The organism is Streptomyces sp. NPDC053069, assembly GCF_044546895.1.
GTDB lineage: Bacteria > Actinomycetota > Actinomycetes > Streptomycetales > Streptomycetaceae > Streptomyces.
In genome coordinates this window covers 125,267-140,157 of the sequence record NZ_JBITZN010000005.1, presented here as the reverse complement: position 1 = coordinate 140,157, position 14,891 = coordinate 125,267, and the positions used below count along the sequence as shown (strand labels likewise).

Annotated in this window: 14 protein-coding genes and 1 pseudogene; 12 read left to right on the top strand and 3 right to left on the bottom strand. The window is 73.2% G+C overall.

Going from position 1 to position 14,891, the window contains the following annotated elements:
* Nucleotides 1-204: 204 nt before the first annotated feature.
* Nucleotides 205-1,014, top strand: a complete 810-nt coding sequence (locus ACIGXP_RS13200) for a serine hydrolase (RefSeq protein ID WP_399767543.1) — start codon at nt 205-207, stop codon at nt 1,012-1,014.
* Nucleotides 1,015-1,027: 13 nt separating this feature from the next.
* On the opposite strand, the gene ACIGXP_RS13195 is transcribed toward ACIGXP_RS13200, so the two are convergent.
* Complete coding sequence (locus ACIGXP_RS13195; RefSeq protein ID WP_399767540.1) at nt 1,028-2,584, bottom strand: nitrilase-related carbon-nitrogen hydrolase; 1,557 nt, start codon at nt 2,582-2,584, stop codon at nt 1,028-1,030.
* Between the two features lie 135 nt (nt 2,585-2,719).
* On the opposite strand from ACIGXP_RS13195, the gene ACIGXP_RS13190 reads away from it, so the two are divergent.
* The gene (locus tag ACIGXP_RS13190; RefSeq protein WP_399767537.1) at nt 2,720-3,946 is read left to right on the top strand and encodes a sensor histidine kinase; all 1,227 of its coding nucleotides are present in this window, start codon (nt 2,720-2,722) and stop codon (nt 3,944-3,946) included.
* Entirely contained in the window at nt 3,943-4,743 is an 801-nt protein-coding gene (locus tag ACIGXP_RS13185; protein WP_399767534.1) for a response regulator, read from the top strand. The genes ACIGXP_RS13190 and ACIGXP_RS13185 overlap by 4 nt, the downstream gene beginning before the upstream one ends.
* Before the next feature lie 61 nt (nt 4,744-4,804).
* Here ACIGXP_RS13185 and ACIGXP_RS13180 read toward each other — a convergent pair whose 3' ends face one another.
* Complete coding sequence (locus ACIGXP_RS13180) at nt 4,805-6,610, bottom strand: alkaline phosphatase family protein (RefSeq protein ID WP_399767531.1); 1,806 nt, start codon at nt 6,608-6,610, stop codon at nt 4,805-4,807.
* Between the two features lie 247 nt (nt 6,611-6,857).
* Here ACIGXP_RS13180 and ACIGXP_RS13175 point away from each other — a divergent pair, with 247 nt between their 5' ends.
* Nucleotides 6,858-7,271, top strand: a complete 414-nt coding sequence (locus tag ACIGXP_RS13175; RefSeq protein WP_363219525.1) for an SRPBCC family protein — start codon at nt 6,858-6,860, stop codon at nt 7,269-7,271.
* Between the two features lie 753 nt (nt 7,272-8,024).
* Nucleotides 8,025-8,336, top strand: coding sequence for a hypothetical protein (locus ACIGXP_RS13170; protein WP_399767528.1), 312 nt, complete (start codon nt 8,025-8,027; stop codon nt 8,334-8,336).
* Between the two features lie 302 nt (nt 8,337-8,638).
* Here the strand turns inward: ACIGXP_RS13170 and ACIGXP_RS13165 are convergent, their stop codons facing one another.
* Nucleotides 8,639-8,791: a hypothetical protein gene (locus ACIGXP_RS13165; protein WP_399767525.1), complete on the bottom strand. Its 153-nt coding sequence runs from the start codon at nt 8,789-8,791 to the stop codon at nt 8,639-8,641.
* Between the two features lie 49 nt (nt 8,792-8,840).
* On the opposite strand from ACIGXP_RS13165, the gene ACIGXP_RS13160 reads away from it, so the two are divergent.
* The 7 genes and pseudogenes from ACIGXP_RS13160 (at nt 8,841) to ACIGXP_RS13130 (ending at nt 14,831) form a co-directional block, all read left to right on the top strand.
* The gene (locus ACIGXP_RS13160; protein ID WP_399767522.1) at nt 8,841-9,530 is read left to right on the top strand and encodes a helix-turn-helix transcriptional regulator; all 690 of its coding nucleotides are present in this window, start codon (nt 8,841-8,843) and stop codon (nt 9,528-9,530) included.
* 31 nt (nt 9,531-9,561) lie between these two features.
* Nucleotides 9,562-10,116 (top strand): DUF3291 domain-containing protein, encoded by a 555-nt coding sequence (locus ACIGXP_RS13155; protein WP_399767519.1) that lies wholly within the window; start codon nt 9,562-9,564, stop codon nt 10,114-10,116.
* A 127-nt stretch (nt 10,117-10,243) separates the two neighbouring features.
* On the top strand, nt 10,244-11,344 hold the full coding sequence (locus tag ACIGXP_RS13150) for an aromatic acid exporter family protein (RefSeq protein ID WP_399767516.1): 1,101 nt from the start codon (nt 10,244-10,246) through the stop codon (nt 11,342-11,344).
* Nucleotides 11,341-12,531 (top strand): PP2C family protein-serine/threonine phosphatase, encoded by a 1,191-nt coding sequence (locus ACIGXP_RS13145; RefSeq protein ID WP_399767513.1) that lies wholly within the window; start codon nt 11,341-11,343, stop codon nt 12,529-12,531. The genes ACIGXP_RS13150 and ACIGXP_RS13145 overlap by 4 nt, the downstream gene beginning before the upstream one ends.
* 10 nt (nt 12,532-12,541) lie before the next feature.
* On the top strand, nt 12,542-12,868 hold the full coding sequence (locus tag ACIGXP_RS13140; protein ID WP_399767510.1) for a LysR family transcriptional regulator: 327 nt from the start codon (nt 12,542-12,544) through the stop codon (nt 12,866-12,868).
* Nucleotides 12,765-13,040: pseudogene (locus tag ACIGXP_RS13135) on the top strand (LysR substrate-binding domain-containing protein); the annotation flags it as partial. The gene ACIGXP_RS13140 and the pseudogene ACIGXP_RS13135, both read left to right, overlap by 104 nt.
* A gap of 231 nt (nt 13,041-13,271) precedes the next feature.
* Nucleotides 13,272-14,831: a hypothetical protein gene (locus ACIGXP_RS13130; protein ID WP_399767507.1), complete on the top strand. Its 1,560-nt coding sequence runs from the start codon at nt 13,272-13,274 to the stop codon at nt 14,829-14,831.
* Nucleotides 14,832-14,891: the final 60 nt, after the last annotated feature.

The following is a 14,891-nucleotide window of genomic DNA, read 5'->3' as shown; positions in this document are numbered from 1 at the left end:
CGGATGTCGGTGTCTGGCCGACGATAAGCGAGACACGCGATCCGCCCGCGCGTACACGCCGCCGCATGACCGGCTCATGCGGCGCAATGCGTCCCATTGGTGGCGTCGGCGGCGTCGGTGGCTCTTCTCACAATTCGCCGGCGACCGGCGGGAAGGTGACGGCTGCCACTTCGCCCCGGACGCGATTTGTCTACGTTCGGGGCCATGCCGTCTCGCCTCTCCCCCACCGCCGCACGCACGCGGACCGGCGTCGTCCTGGCCTCGGTCGGAACCCTCCTCTCGGCCGGCGCCCTGCACCCGGCACCGGCCGCGGCCGCCTCCGCTCCCGTCGCCTCCCCGCATGTCACGGCCGCCGTGCTCGACCTGGACGGAGCCGGCCGCACCCCCGTGGTGCACGGGAAGGACACTGCGTACGACACCGCCAGCATCGTCAAGGTCGACATCCTCGCGGCGCTGCTCCTCCAGGCCCAGGACGCGGGACGGCGGCTCACCGCCGATGAACGCGGGCGTGCCGAGCCGATGATCGAGCGCAGCGACAACACGGCGGCCAACGCGCTCTGGCGGCAGATCGGCCAGGCCCCCGGGCTGGCCGCCGCCAACAAGCGCCTGGGCCTGACCTCCACCACGGGCGGGTCCGGTGCCAGGTGGGGGCTGACGCGGACGACCGCGAGCGACCAGATACGGCTGCTCCGGGCCGTGTTCGACGGTACGCCGGCGAAAGCCGGCTCCGGCGGGCTGACCACGGAGTCCCGGGCCTACATCCGTACCCTCATGGGCCACGTCGTCCCCGAGCAGACCTGGGGGGTCTCGGCCGCCGGCGGCTCCGGCTCCCCGCGGGCGCTGAAGAACGGCTGGCTGCAGCGCAACACCTCCGGCCTGTGGGACGTCAACAGCGTCGGTCAGGTCACCGTGAAGGGGCACCGCTGCCTCGTCGCGGTCCTGTCGAACGGCAGCGCCTCGATGCGTGACGGGATCTCCCTGGTGGAGAAGACGGCCCGCCGGGCCGTCGCGTGAGCTCGGCCCGTCGTCACCGGTCCACCGGGCGGCGCGGGCGGACGAGGGCGGTGCCGGTGAGCGCCGCCAGAGCGGCCAGACAGAGCCAGGCGAAGGTGTCGCCGACGCGGTCGTAGACCGTGGTGACGCCTCGTACGGGCACGTAGGCGACCGTGGTCTGGCGGCCGCTCGTGAAGTAGTCGGTGGTGGCGAGGACGTGACCCTCGTCGTCGAAGGCGGCCGAGACGCCCTCCGCGTCCTGGCGGACCAGGGAGTAGCCGCCCTCGACGGCGGCCAGGGCCGCCTTGTCGGTGTGGGCGCCGCCGTACTCCTTCCAGTCGTGCGCGGGTACGAGCATGATGTCGGCGCGGGTACGCACCAGGGCCGGGAAGTCGGCGTCGTAGCAGATGACGTTCGCGAGCCGGCCGTACGGGGTGCGGACCACCGGCACCTGGCCGTCGCCGGGCGTGAACCGCTCCGAACCGGGGATGGGGCGGGCCTTCTGGTAGGTCCACAGCACCGTGCCACGCGGGTCGATGAGGAGTGCCTCGTCCCGGCCGTAGGCGGGTGCGGTGGTGCTGTAGACGCGCACCCCGATCTCCAGGTAGATGCGCGAGCGGCGGGCCTCTGCCCGGGCGGCGGCGAGGGCGGCGGACCTTTGCGGCTCCTGGGTCCTGACGGCTTCCTCGGGCCAGATCACGATCTTCGCGCCCGCGGCGGCCTCGCGCCGGGTCGCGGCCAGCAGGTCGTTCTCGACCGCGGTCATCGCCGGCCGTACCGCCGAGGCGGGGGCAGCGGCGACGCCACCGGGGCCGTCGGCCAACCGGGCGAGCGTGGCCCGCAGCCGCTCGGTCACGGCGCGGGACGGACTGATGCCGGCGATCCGTACGGTCGTGCCCTGGGGCGGGAGGAAGGCGAGCCGGGCACCGCCGGCGAGCAGGACACTGAGCAGGACGGCGATGCAGACGAGGCCGCCGCGCCAGGAGGGGCGGTCCCCGTGGCCCCAGATGCGGTTGACCGTGCTCGCCACGTAACCGATGAGGAAGCCGATGCCCCAGGGGCCGGTGACCGAGACGACCTGGAGCAGGGGCAGGTCCGCGTGCTGGGTGACGGCCAGGGAGCCGTAGGCCGTGCCGAACGGGGACAGCAGGGTGATCAGGAACTCGGCGGCGGCGACACCGGCCGGGAAGACCAGTGCGGCCGGCGCCGGTCGCAGCCGGTTCGCCAGCAGTCGGTCGGCCAGGAAGGGCAGCGTCTGCAGGGCGGACAGGGCGAGGGCCCCGGCGAGCACCACGGCGTTGAAGCCGATCGCCGACTCCTGGATCCAGAAGACGGCGGCCCCGAGGTGCGCCGGCCAGATCCACAGCGCTCCGGGCCAGGCGCGGCTCAGCCGTGTGAAGCGCAGGAGGAGGACGGGGAAGATCCAGGCGGCGGCCGTGATGTCCCATCGGCCCCCGACCGCGAAGAGCATCGTCCCGGTGCCGAGCAGCAGGAGAGACCAGACGTGCCGGTGGGCGCGAGCCGGCGGCGAGGACGGTTCTTCCGTCCGGTCCGTCGGGCGGGGCGGTGCCGGTGGGGCTGTGTTCGTCATGGTCCGGACGCTAGGGCGGCTCACCCCCGCCGGGCCTCGGCCCGGATGCCGATCCTCGGCGCGCTGACGCATCTTTCGATGCGCGCCCCACGGCGGATCCGGCCCTGCGTCCGCGTCGTCTAGCCTGACGGACCGATGACCACCCAGGTGAACGCCCTGCCCCGAGCCGCACAGCTGTGGCTCGCCGACCGACCGCGTCTGACGGATGCGCTGTGGGGCGGCGGCCTCACCCTGCTCGACATGGCCACGGTGCTGGACCGCACCCCACGGCCGCCGGTGTGGGGCGTGGCGCTGTGGGGCGCGCAGACCGTGCCGCTGCTGTGGCGGCGGACGCATCCGCGGACCGCCCTCCTCTCGATGACCGCGGTGTACGTCGTCTTCCAGGCGCTCGGTCCGATCCCCGGGAAGATCCCCGGGCCGTTCCTGCTGATGATCGGCGTCTACGCCGTGGCGCGGCACGCACCCGCGCCGGCGAGCGTGCCGCTCACCGGGTCCGTCCTCGTCACCGCCGCCGTCACGGACGCCCTGACCGGACACTGGCAGCCGCCCCGTCCCGGCTCCCTGGAGCCGATCAGCGTCACGACGTTCGCGTTCTTCTTCGCCCTGGCCTGGCTGCTGGGCCACGGACGGCGCCGGATCGACTCCGCCGCGGAACGCCTGCGCGAACTCAACCGGCGGCTCGCGGCCGAACGGGAGCTCAACGCCCGGCAGGCCGTGCTCACCGAGCGGGCCCGCATCGCCCGCGACCTGCACGACGTCGTCGCCCACCACGTCAGCGCGATCGCCCTCCAGGCACGCGCCGCCGAGGACGTTCTGACCTCGCGTCCGCCCGATGCGGACGAGGCCGCGCACGGTGTCGGTCTCATCGCGCGGACCGCGGACACGGCGCTCACCGAGATGCGGCGGCTGCTCGGGCTGCTCTCCTTCGGTGAACGCGGCCTCGCGCCCGAGCCGTCCCTGGACCACCTGGACCTGCTCATCGGCGTCGCGACCTCGGCGGGCTGCCGGGTCACCTGTGTCTGCGAGACACGCGCCGGGGACGCGCTGCCGGCCGGGATGCAGGTCTCGGCCTACCGCATCGTCCAGGAGGCGCTGACCAACGTGGTCAAGCACGCCGGTCCGGTCGGCGTGCGGATCGCCGTACACGGTGACGAGGCGCGCCTGACGATCGAGGTGGACAACGACGCGCCGGCCCCGGGCCACCGGCCGGTGCCCGGAGCCGGACGCGGGCTCGTCGGAATGCGGGAACGGGTGGCGGCATTCGACGGCACCCTGCACGCCGGGCCCGGTCCGGACGGCGGCTGGCACCTGCGTGCCGTCCTGTCCGCGCGGGGTCCTGGATCGGCTCAGGAGGACGGATGACCGTACGCGTGCTCGTCGTGGACGACCAGGAGATCGTGCGGACCGCTCTGCGTCTCGTCATCGACCGCCGGGAGGGGCTGTCGGTGGTCGGCGAGGCAGCCGACGGCGAGCAGGCCGTCGCCCGGGCCGAGGCGCTGCGGCCGGACGTGGTGCTGATGGACGTACGGATGCCGGGCACGACCGGCGTCGAGGCGACCCGGCGTATCGTCCAGGACTGGCCCGGCCCGGGGCCGGTGCCGCGGGTGCTGGTGCTGACCACCTTCGACCTGGACGAGTACGTCCATGCCGCGCTGCGCGCCGGGGCCGTCGGCTTCCTGCTGAAGAACAGCCGGCCCGACCAGCTCGCCGAGGCCATTCGCGCCGCGGCCGACGGCGAGTCCGTGCTCGCGCCGAGCGTCACCCGGCGTCTGATCGACACGGTCACCGCACTGCCGCCCGCTCTCCTCTCCCACGCGCCGGCCCCGGACCCGGAGGCCGGCGCACTCACCGAACGCGAGATCCAGGTCCTCGTGCTGGTCGCGCGGGGACTGTCCAACGCACGGATCGCCGCGGACCTCGGGCTCAGCGAGGCGACCGTCAAGAGCCGGATCAACCGCATCCTGACCCGGCTGGGTCTGGAGAACCGCGTCCAGGCCGCCCTGTTCGCCCATCGGGCCGGGCTCGCCGCGCACACGGCGGACGGCAGGCCGCCCCGGCCGTCGCACGGGTCGGACCGCTCGGCGAGGCCTTCGAGTACGGCCACCGGGCCCACGCGCTCACCGAGTGGCGACGGCAGAGAGCGGCCGGCCAGGGGTTGAGGTCACCCCGTGGGCTGCTTCACCGCGCGAATGCGCGTGGGCCCGTTTCTTTCCGGAGCGGTCAGCCGACGGCCAGGGAGAACGGGCCGGCCAGGACCGAGTAGCCGTCGTTGGCCAGGTAGTACACGTCGTACTTCCCCGCTCCGTTCAGTTTGCCGGTCGAGAAGGTCGGGGCACCGCTGGCGTTCGGGGCATAGGACCAGGTGAGCGAGGACTGTTTGCCCGGGGTGACGCCCGCCGGATAGATGCCGATCCAGTTCTTGGTGTTCACCTGGGCCGTCGACGGCACCGAGTAGCGCACGGTGACGTTGCCGCCGTCGGAGACCGCGTTCAGGTCGCCGGTGAGCGTCGGTGTGCTCGCGCTGGACGGGGCGAACGCGGCGTTGAGCGGTGTCGCGTAGGTGTCGTTGGCCGTGAGACCGGGCAGGCCGAGGGCCGCCTCGATGGTGCGGCCGATGCCGTAGTGGTCGTAGTGCAGCGGGCTGCTGGTGCCGGCCGGGACGGTGCCCTGGGAGCCGACGAGGGTGGTGACGATGTGGTTGTAGCCCTCGTTCTGGCTCTCGTCCCAGGTCAGGATCAACAGGGAGCGCTGCTGGGTCCAGGCCGGGGAGGCGAGGACCGGGGCGAGGGTCTGCTTCAGCCAGCCGTCCTGTGTCCTCAGGCTGGTGGCGTTGCCGTTGCCGGAGGCCTCACCGTCGTAGTAGTCGTCGGCGGCGATCCAGGAGAAGTTCGGTGTGGTGGCCGCGGACTTCAGGTCGGTGGTCAGCTGGGTGGTGTCGAACAGGTGGGCCGCGCAGCGTGGGGCGTCACCGCTGATGTCGGTGTAGTTGATGAAGGGCGCGTCGTCGGGCTCGTAGTAACTGTCGTTGTTGTTCTTGGTGTTGCAGGGCGTGCCCATGCCCTGCTCATAGGCTTTCCACGTCTTGCCGGCCGCTTCGACGGTGTCGCCGAGGTTGCGCTGGGGGGAGTTGATGTCGGGGAAGTAGGTGGCGCCCTTGGCGTAGGTGTCGCCGCCGGCAATGGCGAGGTAGTTCTCGTCGCTCGGGTGGTAGACGCCGTGGAAGTCGGTGAGCGTGGCGCCCTGGGACATGAGGCTGTGCATGTACGGCGTGTCCGCGGGGTCGTTCATGACCTCGGAGTAGTCCGTGTTCTCCATCATGACCATGAAGACATGGTCGTAGCCGGGGACCTTGGAGACGGGCGGGGCCAGCGGGGCGGGTGCGGTGACCGGGGTGTCGAGGGTGAGGGAGAGGTTGTCGAGGTAGCCGGTCTCGCTGCTGGTCGACAGGAACTGCACCTCGACCTGGATGGACCGGGTGCCGCCGGGGACCGCGCCGGTGGCGCTGCGCGAGAGGAACTTGGTGGCCAGGCCCCGGTCGCTCGCGGACACGGTGGGCAGCTTGGCGGTGGCGCCGACCGGACGGCCGCTGCCGTCGTGGAAGTGCAGGCTCACGGCGGCGTGTCCGCTGTAGGTGGTCCAGCCGCCCAGCCAGCCGGAGAGGTCGTAGTGCACACCGCCGCCGTCGATGGCGGCGGCGGCCGAGGAGACGTCGACGGTCTGGCTCATGGAGCCGTCGCCGAAGTTGCCCGGCCCGAAGAACGCCCTGCCCGGTGTCCCGCCGTCGCTCGGCAGCCCGAACGAGGCGACGCTGTGACACATGACGTCCGGTCCGCCGGCCTGGGTGGTCCAGCCCGGGACCGTGGTGGCCGCAGCCCAGTCCTGGGTGCAGTAACCGCCGCTCTCCGCATCGCCGTTGACGATCAGGTTGCCGCTGCTCCCGGCCGCCCGTGCGGGGGCGGGAGCGGCGACGATCAGTGCACCGAGGAGGGCCAGGAGCCCGCCGAGGGATCTGGAGCGCAGTCTCATACGTGGTACCTCGTCGTGTGGGTGAGGATGCCGTGAGGAGTGCTGTCCGCACGGCCTGGCTGTGCGCAACGAACGGGACATGAGTACGGGACGCCGCTGTCGAGCGGAAGAACCACGACCAAACTTGACCAGACAAGTTGGCGGCGCACGCGGCTCGTTCCGTGGGGCCGGCCGGTGGGGCTTTTCGCTCGCGCCGGAAGGGGCACGCGGTGGGGGTACGACTTCCGAGTGGAGGGGCGGTAGCACCATGGGCGAGTACGAACGGTCCCGCACGATGCCCGCACAGCCCGAGCAGGTCTTCGACCAGGCGGCCAACCTAGGCCAGCTCGACGCGTGGCTCCCGGACGCCCTGCACGTGGACGCCGAGGACCCGCCCGCCGTGACCGTGCACGAGGACATCTCCGGCGAGGACATGCCCGCGCTGCTGCGATCCGAGCCCGACCAGATGCGGCTGGAGTGGGGGACCCGGGAGCAGGGCAGCTACGCCGGTTGGCTGCAGGTGGCCGGGATCGGCAGCGGCGCCAGCGAGGTGACGGTGCACCTGTCGTTCTTCGACGACGGTCACGACCCCGGCGAGCAGGCGGTGTACGACGCACTCGACGGCAGCCTCAGGCGTCTGGAGGAGCAGGTACGCCTACGCGTCGACAACACGGCCGGCTGAGATGCCGGGCCCGGTGACCTGGTATCCGCCGGGCCTCAGCACACCGGTCGAGCAGCATGTCTTCGGCGGTCGGGCTCTGGCCGGCCGGCTGGGGCGCACGGGTCTGCCGGCGGGCCGGGTCGCCGAGACCTGGGAGGTGAGCGGTGTCGACGGCGAGGGCGCACGGTCACCGAGGGCCCGCTCGCCGGACGGAGCCTGCGCCGGCTCATGGCGGAGCACCCGGACGCCCCGCTGGGCGACCGCCCGCACGGCCCGCGCTTTCCGCTGCTCACCAGTTCATCGACGCAACCGGGCCCCTGCCCGTGCATCTGCACGCCGACGACACCACCGCCCGGCGCCTGGAGGGCGAGCCGCACGGCAAGACGGAGGCCTGGCACGTCCTGGACGCCGTACCCGGCGCCACCGCGCTGGTCGGGACCCGCCCCGGAGTCGACCGCGAGCGGCTGCGCCGGGCCCTGTTCGCGCAGGACTTCGACGCGGTCATGCGCCGTCTGCCGGTACGCGCGGGCAGACCGTCTACGTCCCCGGCGGGACCCTGCACAGCTTCGGGCCGGGCACGCTGGTGTACGAGATCGAGCAGACGTCCGACATCCAGCAGCACGCCATGCCGTGGCGGATGGAGGACGGCGCGCCCCTGGGCGAACGGGAGCGTGAGGCGAACATCGAACGGTTGCTGGAGGAGTGGCGGCCCGGTCCGCGGCCGGAGTTCCAGCCGGGGCTGAGCATCCCGCAGGCGGACTCCGTGGTGCGCACGTGTGCGGGGCCGTATTTCGCCCTGGAGCGCTGGGCCGCCGGCAGCACCGCTTCCCTCACCCGCGGCTTCACCACGGCCCAGGCCTCACCAACGCCGGTCCTCCGGTCACCGTCGCTGCCGGCGGCTGGACCGGCCGCCTGGACCGGGCGCGGACTCTGCTGCTGCCGGCGGCGCTGGGAGAGGTGCGGGTGGACGGGCCCGCCGACGTCCTCTTCGGCCATCTCCCCGACCTGGCGGCCGACATCGACAAGCCCCTGACAGCCGCCGGGCACGGTCCCGCCGCGATCTCCGCCCTCGGCGACGTGCCGTAGGGGCGGCAGCTTGCCTCGCACGGGCGGCGGCGACCCGTGGGCCCTGGAGGCGATCGTCATGCCCCGCGCCAGGCAGCTCGGCGTTTCTGCCGGCCGACGGCACGTGGGAACGCCTGCTGCAGCAGGTACGGGCCGCGGCTGACGCCGTGGGCGGGATCGGCTGGGACATCGCTGTGGACTCCACCGTTGTGCGGCCGCATCGGCACGCGGCTGGGGCCTGCAGCAACGGCCCGTACCGCGGGTATCTACGACGTCGCGGCGTCCGCCGCACGATCCCGGCAGCAGCGATCAGCTGGCTCCGCTCATGACGGACCGGACATGCTCGGCTCAAGCGCCAGGGTCTGGCCGACCGCCGCGAGCAGTTCGAGCGGAAACCCCTTGTCCGCCTGCCCCATGGCGAGCCCAAGCCACCGGCCCAGATCCTCGTCGTCCCGGGACTCCTGACATGCGCACACGATGTTCCGCGTTTCTATCTCCGACCTGGGTTGTTCCTAGAATGGCCGGGTGGAGGACATCGAAGCGATCGCGGCGCTGCAGGATCCCGTGCGGCGGCGCCTGTACGAGTACGTGGTGGCGCAGGGCCGCGAGGTCGGCCGCAACGAGGCCGCCGAGGCGGCCGGGGTGGCGCGCACTCTCGCTGCGCACCATCTGGACAAGCTCGCCGACGTCGGCCTGCTGGAGAGCGGCAGCCGGCGCCTGACGGGTCGCTCGGGGCCGGGGGCGGGCCGTCCCGCCAAGGTCTACACGCGGGCGCGGGCCGAGCGAACGGTGTCGCTGCCGGCCCGCGACTACCGCACCGCCGCGGAGCTGCTCGCCGAGGCCGCCGAGGAGGCCGGGCTGGATGCCGGCCTCTGCGCGGCTGCGCGACGCCGGGGTGAGGCGCTGCGCGGCTCGGCGGCACCCTGCGGCGGTCTCGAAGAGGCCATGGAGTTGCTGGCCGCCCGCGGCTACGAACCGCACATGGAAGGCGCCGAAGGCGCCCAGGGGGCGGCCGGGACAGCCGCGCACGTCGTGCGCATGCGCAACTGCCCCTTCCATGCCGTCGCCGAACGCTTCCCGCCGCTGGTCTGCGGCATGAATCTGGCATTGCTGGAGGGGCTGCTCGGCACGGACGGTCCGGTCCGTGCCCGCATGGACGCCCGGCCCGGGGAGTGCTGCGTGGTGGTCGAGGCTTCTAAAGACAATCATCATTGACATAGAAAGGGGGCCGTGCTGGGATGAGGCCATGACCTCATCCCCGCGCGCCGTCCACCTGGCCCACTTCAACGTCGCCACGCTCCGCCACCCCCTCGACGACCCCCGCACGGCACCTTTCGTGGACATGCTCGACCCGATCAACGCCGCCGCCGACGACGCACCCGGCTTCGTGTGGCGGCTGACGGAGGACGGGAAGCCCGACGCCACCGGCCTGCGCCCGGCGGGCGAGAACGTCATCGTCACCCTGTCGGTGTGGGAGAACCAGCAGGCCCTGTGGGACTTCACCTATCGCAGCGGGCACCTTGAGGCGATGCAGCGACGCCGCGATTGGTTCGAGCGGCACGTCGAGGCGCACCTCGTGCTCTGGTGGATCCCCGCCGGTCACCTCCCGACCGTCGACGAGGCCATGGAACGACTGGCGGACCTACGAGCCCACGGACCATCCCCCCGCGCCTTCACCTTCGCCTCCTCCTACACCGCCGCCGAGGCCGCCCAGCACCCTCGGGCCATGCCGCCGGCGGACGCGACGACCCCCGCCGGCACCACCAGAGGCCCGAACACGCGCCTAGCTGTTGAGATTTGAACGGGACATACACAAGCCGAGCAATGACCGCCCCTACATATTCCTTATTTGCCATATTTGGCATTTGTCCGATTATCCTTGGCGGCCTTGTCCGACCGGATACGGAAAGGGAAGGGGAGGGACGAGCATGCACAGCGCACGGTTGCCCGCTCTCATGGCACGGATCGGACAGGCCGGCGGCGCCGAGGCCGCGCGCGCCACGGTGGCGGCCGGTCTGACCTGGCAGACCTGCGCGACGCTGCTGCACATCTCCGATCCCTACGCGGGCGCCGTCGCCGCGCTGCTCATCGTCGAGACGACGGTGGTGGCCACGGTCTCCGCCGCCACCCGCTACACCGTCGGCTGCCTGCTCGGCGTGCTGGTCGCCGTACCCGGCGCGCTGTACGCCGAGCCCGGCATGGCGGGCCTGGCCCTCGTCGTCTTCGTCTCCGTGCTGCTGGCCCGGCACGGCTTCCTCGGCCACCACGGCCTGCACGTCCCGGCGACCGCCCTGCTCACCTTCGCCCTGGTCCGTGGCCGCCACCCCGGTGAACTGGGAGCACACCTGGCGGAGATCGTGCTCGGCATCGGCTTCGGGTTGGCGTGCAGCGTGCTGCTGTTCCCCGCCGTGCGCGTACGGTCCGCCGAACGGGCGCTGGAGGAGCTGCGGCTGCTGATCGCCCGGCACCTGGACGGCCTGGCCGACGCGGTCGTACGGCACGAGCGGCCGAGCAACAGACTCGGCGCGGCCTGGGAGGACGACCTCGGCACGGCACTGACCCGGGCCCGCACCGCCGTGGACGAGGCACACGAGAGCCTGCGCTGGAACGTCCGGCCGACCGCCCGGCGCCGCCGCTGGCACCTGGATCACCGGGTGCTGCGCACGCTGACCGACGTGGCCGGGCAGGTGACCGCCACGGGCCGGCTGCTCGACGTCCACCCCGGCGCGGCCGAGGGCACCCGCCCCGGGCCCGCCTTCGCGCAGCCGTACGCCCGTCTGCTGCGGACGACCGCCCTGTGCGCCTACTCCTGCCGCGGCGGCCGGCCGCACCCCGCCCTGCCCGCCGCACGCCAGGCCCTCGCCCGGCTCGGCGCCCCCGGCCGGGGTCCCGCCGGCACGGCCGCCCCGGACCAGTGCCTCCTGCGCCCCCTGGAGTCGGCCCTGACCTGCCTGTCGGCGCCCGCACCCGCCCCGCCCGACCGAGCCCACCGGCTCCTCGACCCGCTTCGGCCCTCACCGCGACGATGACCCCTCACACCACCGGCCTCCCGGACACGACCACCGAGCGGGCCGCCGCACCCGCGCGCCGTACACCGGCACCCTGGACCTGCCGCCCGGGCTCCCGCGCGCTCCTGGCCCCGGCCCCCGTGCTGCTCATGGTGGTCGTCGCCCTCACCGACCTGCTCACCCCGGACTGGCTGCACGTGTCGCCGGTGATGGCCGCCGTCCCGGTGCTGGCCGCCGCCCTGCTCCCCTGGCGGGCGACGGCGGTACTGGCCTGCGCCGTGCTCGTGATCACCGGGCTGCTCCAGTGGGACGCCGGCAGCTGCGGACGCCCGGACGCCGACGTCACCCTCGGCAGCCTGTTCGTGGTCGGACTCGCCTCGCTGGCCGCGTGCTCCCTGCGGCAGCGCCGGGAACGGCAGCTCCGTCAGGTCCGCTCCGTCGCCGAGACGGCACAGCGCGCCCTGATGCACCCTCTCCCCCACCGGATCGACTCGATCGCCCTGAGCGGTGTGTATCTGCCGGCCGAGTCGGAGGCGCGGATCGGCGGCGATTTCTACGAGGCGCTGCCGACGCCGTACGGCACGCGGATCGTGATCGGCGACGTACGGGGCAAGGGGCTGGAAGCCGTCGGCGCGTCGGCGACCCTGCTCGGCGCGTTCCGCGAACTGGCGTACCGCGAGCCGTCGTTGATGCGGGTGGCGGAGCACCTGGACGAACGGGCTCGTCGGCACATCGCCGCGCTGGACGGCGCCCCGGACACGGGCGGACCCGACGGTGGTGACGCGGGCGCGCTGTTCACGGAACGGTTCGCGACGGCGCTCCTGGTGGAGTTCCCGCCCAGCGAGTCCGTGGCCCGCATCGTGCACTGCGGTCATCCCGAGCCGTACGTCGTGCACGCGGGCGAGGTGAGGGCGTACGAGCCCGACCGGCCCGGCGCGCCGCTCGGCCTGGGCGATCTGCTGCAGGCGGAACCGGTCGCCCAGACGGTGCCGTTCGCCCCGGGCGACCGTCTGGTGCTGTACACCGACGGCTTCATCGAGGGCCGCGACCGCCGGGGGCGCTTCCACGACCTGGCCGCCCCGGTGCACGCACACGCCGGCCGACCGCTGGAGGCGATGGTGACCGCCCTGCGCCGCGACCTCCTGCACCACGTGCACGGCGACCTCGACGACGACGCGGCCCTGGTCGCCCTGGAGCACCTGCCGTGAGAGTCGGCCCGTGCGTCATGTGAACCTACATGGGCGAGTTCCACGACAACGGACCTTTCGAGCGAAGGGGCTTCGAGCGAAGGGGCAGCCCGGCGGGGCGCGCCCGAGACGGCCAAGGCGGTATTTCCTGACCCTGACCAAGCGGATCCGGCAGCTGGAGACCCAGCTCGGTGTACGGCTCTTCGACCGCTCGCCCACCGGCATGGCGCTCACGGACGCCGGCTGGGAACCCGCGCGCCGGGATCGCCTTCCGCGAGCTGTGGGACGGGCCGTTCGTCGCCGCGCCCGAGGGGACCGACGCGTGGCGCGAGCACTGGCCGGCCGCGGACGAGCGTGAAAGCCGCCCGGTGCGCCTCGGCGCGGTCACCGAGCAGCCCGACGACTGGCTGAGCGCGATCGCCAACGGGGACGGCATCGCGCTCGCCCCCGAGTCCGCGGCGCGGTTCTACTTCCGCCCGGGCGTGGCCTGCCGACCGGTCACCGGAGTGAGCCCGACGCGGGTGGGACTTCGTCCGCTGCTGCCTGGACCTCGCACGGTCTGCCTGACGGGATGGAGCGGGGGACGGCAGTCCCTGGGGTTCTTCAGTGCGGCGTGCCAGGCGGCGGGGACGCGCGAACCACCCGGATGTGCCGCCGTCCCCTGCTTGGCCCAACCGACGTGCGCCGGAGGGGCGAGCGGCTGTGACGGGTGTGACCGTGGTGGAAGGCATGTGCGAACTGACCCGTGATGAGGAGGCGGCATGTCGGTCGGAACCGGCGAGGACGGCGCGGTGCTCGCCGCCCTGGAGGACGGCGACGACGCCGGCCTGCCGTGCGGTGCCTTCGAGCAGATGGGAACCGTCGCCGACGCCGTGCTGTACGAGGGGTACCTGCTCTACCCCTACCGCCGGTCCTCGGCGAAGAACCGGGTCCGCTGGCAGTTCGGCGTGCTGCTGCCCCGCGCCTGGGTGGAGCGGGACGGGCCGGTCACCCCGGGGATCTCCGGCTCCGCCGACTCGTGGTACCAGCAGACCGAATGCCTCCTGCGGGCACCGCGCGCCGACGCGGTCGTACGGGTGAGGGTGCGGTATCTGCAGATGCAGGACAAGCAGGTCGAGGAGGCCGACGGGGACGGACTCCACCGGCCGGTGGAGTCGTTGCGGACGGCGGACGGCGTGGCGCATCTGTCGTTCGAGGAGGCGGTGCCGCGCGAGTCGGAGCTGGTGCTGCCGCTGGCGGAGCTGGTGCGGGGTGGTCGTACCGCCCCGGTGGGAGCGGCCGGCGGAGCGGAGTCCGAGCCGCTGCCGGGCGGTACGGGGCGGACGGTGCGGCGGCGCCGGGAGGTGCTGGCCGCGACGACGGTGGTGGCGGAACCGCTCGCGCCGGGGCTGTACCGGCTGCGGGTGCGCACCGAGAACACCGGCGAGGCACCGGACACACGGGCCCCTCGCCATGAGGCACTGCGACAGGCGCTGATCGCCACGCACACCCTCGTGGGCGGGGAGGGCGTGGAGTTCGTGTCGCTGATCGATCCGCCCGAGGGCCTGGCGGAGCAGGCGCGGGAATGCCGGAACGCGTTCACGTTCCCCGTTCTCGGCGGTCCGCCCTCGGGGACGGGGACCGCGGACGTCCTGCTCTCGGCCCCGATCATCCTCCCCGACCATCCCCAGGTGGCGCCGGAGAGTCCCGGTGATCTGCACGACGCCGCGGAGATCGACGAGATCCTCACGCTGCGCACGATGCTGCTGACCGACGAGGAGAAGGCCGAGGCCCGGGCCACCGATCCGCGGGCCGCGCGGATCCTCGACCGGGTCGACACCATGCCCCGCGAGGTCTTCGAGCGGTTGCACGGTGCGATCCGTTCCCTGACGCCGGTGCCGCCGCCCGCCGAGCGGCCCGCCTGGTGGCAGGAGGGCGGCGACGACGGGCTGTCCCCGGCGACCGACACCGTGCTCGTGGACGGCGTGTCCGTCGGCGGCGGCAGCCGGGTACGGCTGCGCCCGCGCGGCCGGGGCGCCGACGCGCAGGACATGTTCCTGGAGGGGAGGACGGCGCGGGTCGGCGCGGTCTTCCACGACGTGGACGGCAGCGTCCACCTGGCGGTCACGGTCGACGACGATCCGGCCGCCGAACTGCACGGCTGGTACGGCCGTTTCCACTACTTCCGGCCCGACGAGGTCGAACCGCTCGGGCGCACGGTCGCGCCGGAGCCGACGGGACCGGTGGGATCACCCGGGCCGCGGTCCCCGCGGCCACAGCGTCCGGCCGACCGGCCGGAGGAGCGGCGGTTCGCCGGACGACGGTTCGGCGGACGCCCCTGAGATGACGGCCCACGACCAGCGCATGCCCGAGCGGCTGTTCCGCGCCTGCGGCGCGGCAGC

Coding starts and splice junctions, on each gene's coding strand:
- ACIGXP_RS13150 (WP_399767516.1), top strand. CDS start 10,244: ATGCACAGCGCACGGTTGCCCGCTCTCATGGCACGGATCGGACAGGCC.
- ACIGXP_RS13145 (WP_399767513.1), top strand. CDS start 11,341: ATGACCCCTCACACCACCGGCCTCCCGGACACGACCACCGAGCGGGCC.
- ACIGXP_RS13195 (WP_399767540.1), bottom strand. CDS start 2,584: ATGACGAACACAGCCCCACCGGCACCGCCCCGCCCGACGGACCGGACG.
- ACIGXP_RS13175 (WP_363219525.1), top strand. CDS start 6,858: ATGGGCGAGTACGAACGGTCCCGCACGATGCCCGCACAGCCCGAGCAG.
- ACIGXP_RS13130 (WP_399767507.1), top strand. CDS start 13,272: ATGTCGGTCGGAACCGGCGAGGACGGCGCGGTGCTCGCCGCCCTGGAG.
- ACIGXP_RS13200 (WP_399767543.1), top strand. CDS start 205: ATGCCGTCTCGCCTCTCCCCCACCGCCGCACGCACGCGGACCGGCGTC.
- ACIGXP_RS13155 (WP_399767519.1), top strand. CDS start 9,562: ATGACCTCATCCCCGCGCGCCGTCCACCTGGCCCACTTCAACGTCGCC.
- ACIGXP_RS13190 (WP_399767537.1), top strand. CDS start 2,720: ATGACCACCCAGGTGAACGCCCTGCCCCGAGCCGCACAGCTGTGGCTC.
- ACIGXP_RS13180 (WP_399767531.1), bottom strand. CDS start 6,610: ATGAGACTGCGCTCCAGATCCCTCGGCGGGCTCCTGGCCCTCCTCGGT.
- ACIGXP_RS13185 (WP_399767534.1), top strand. CDS start 3,943: ATGACCGTACGCGTGCTCGTCGTGGACGACCAGGAGATCGTGCGGACC.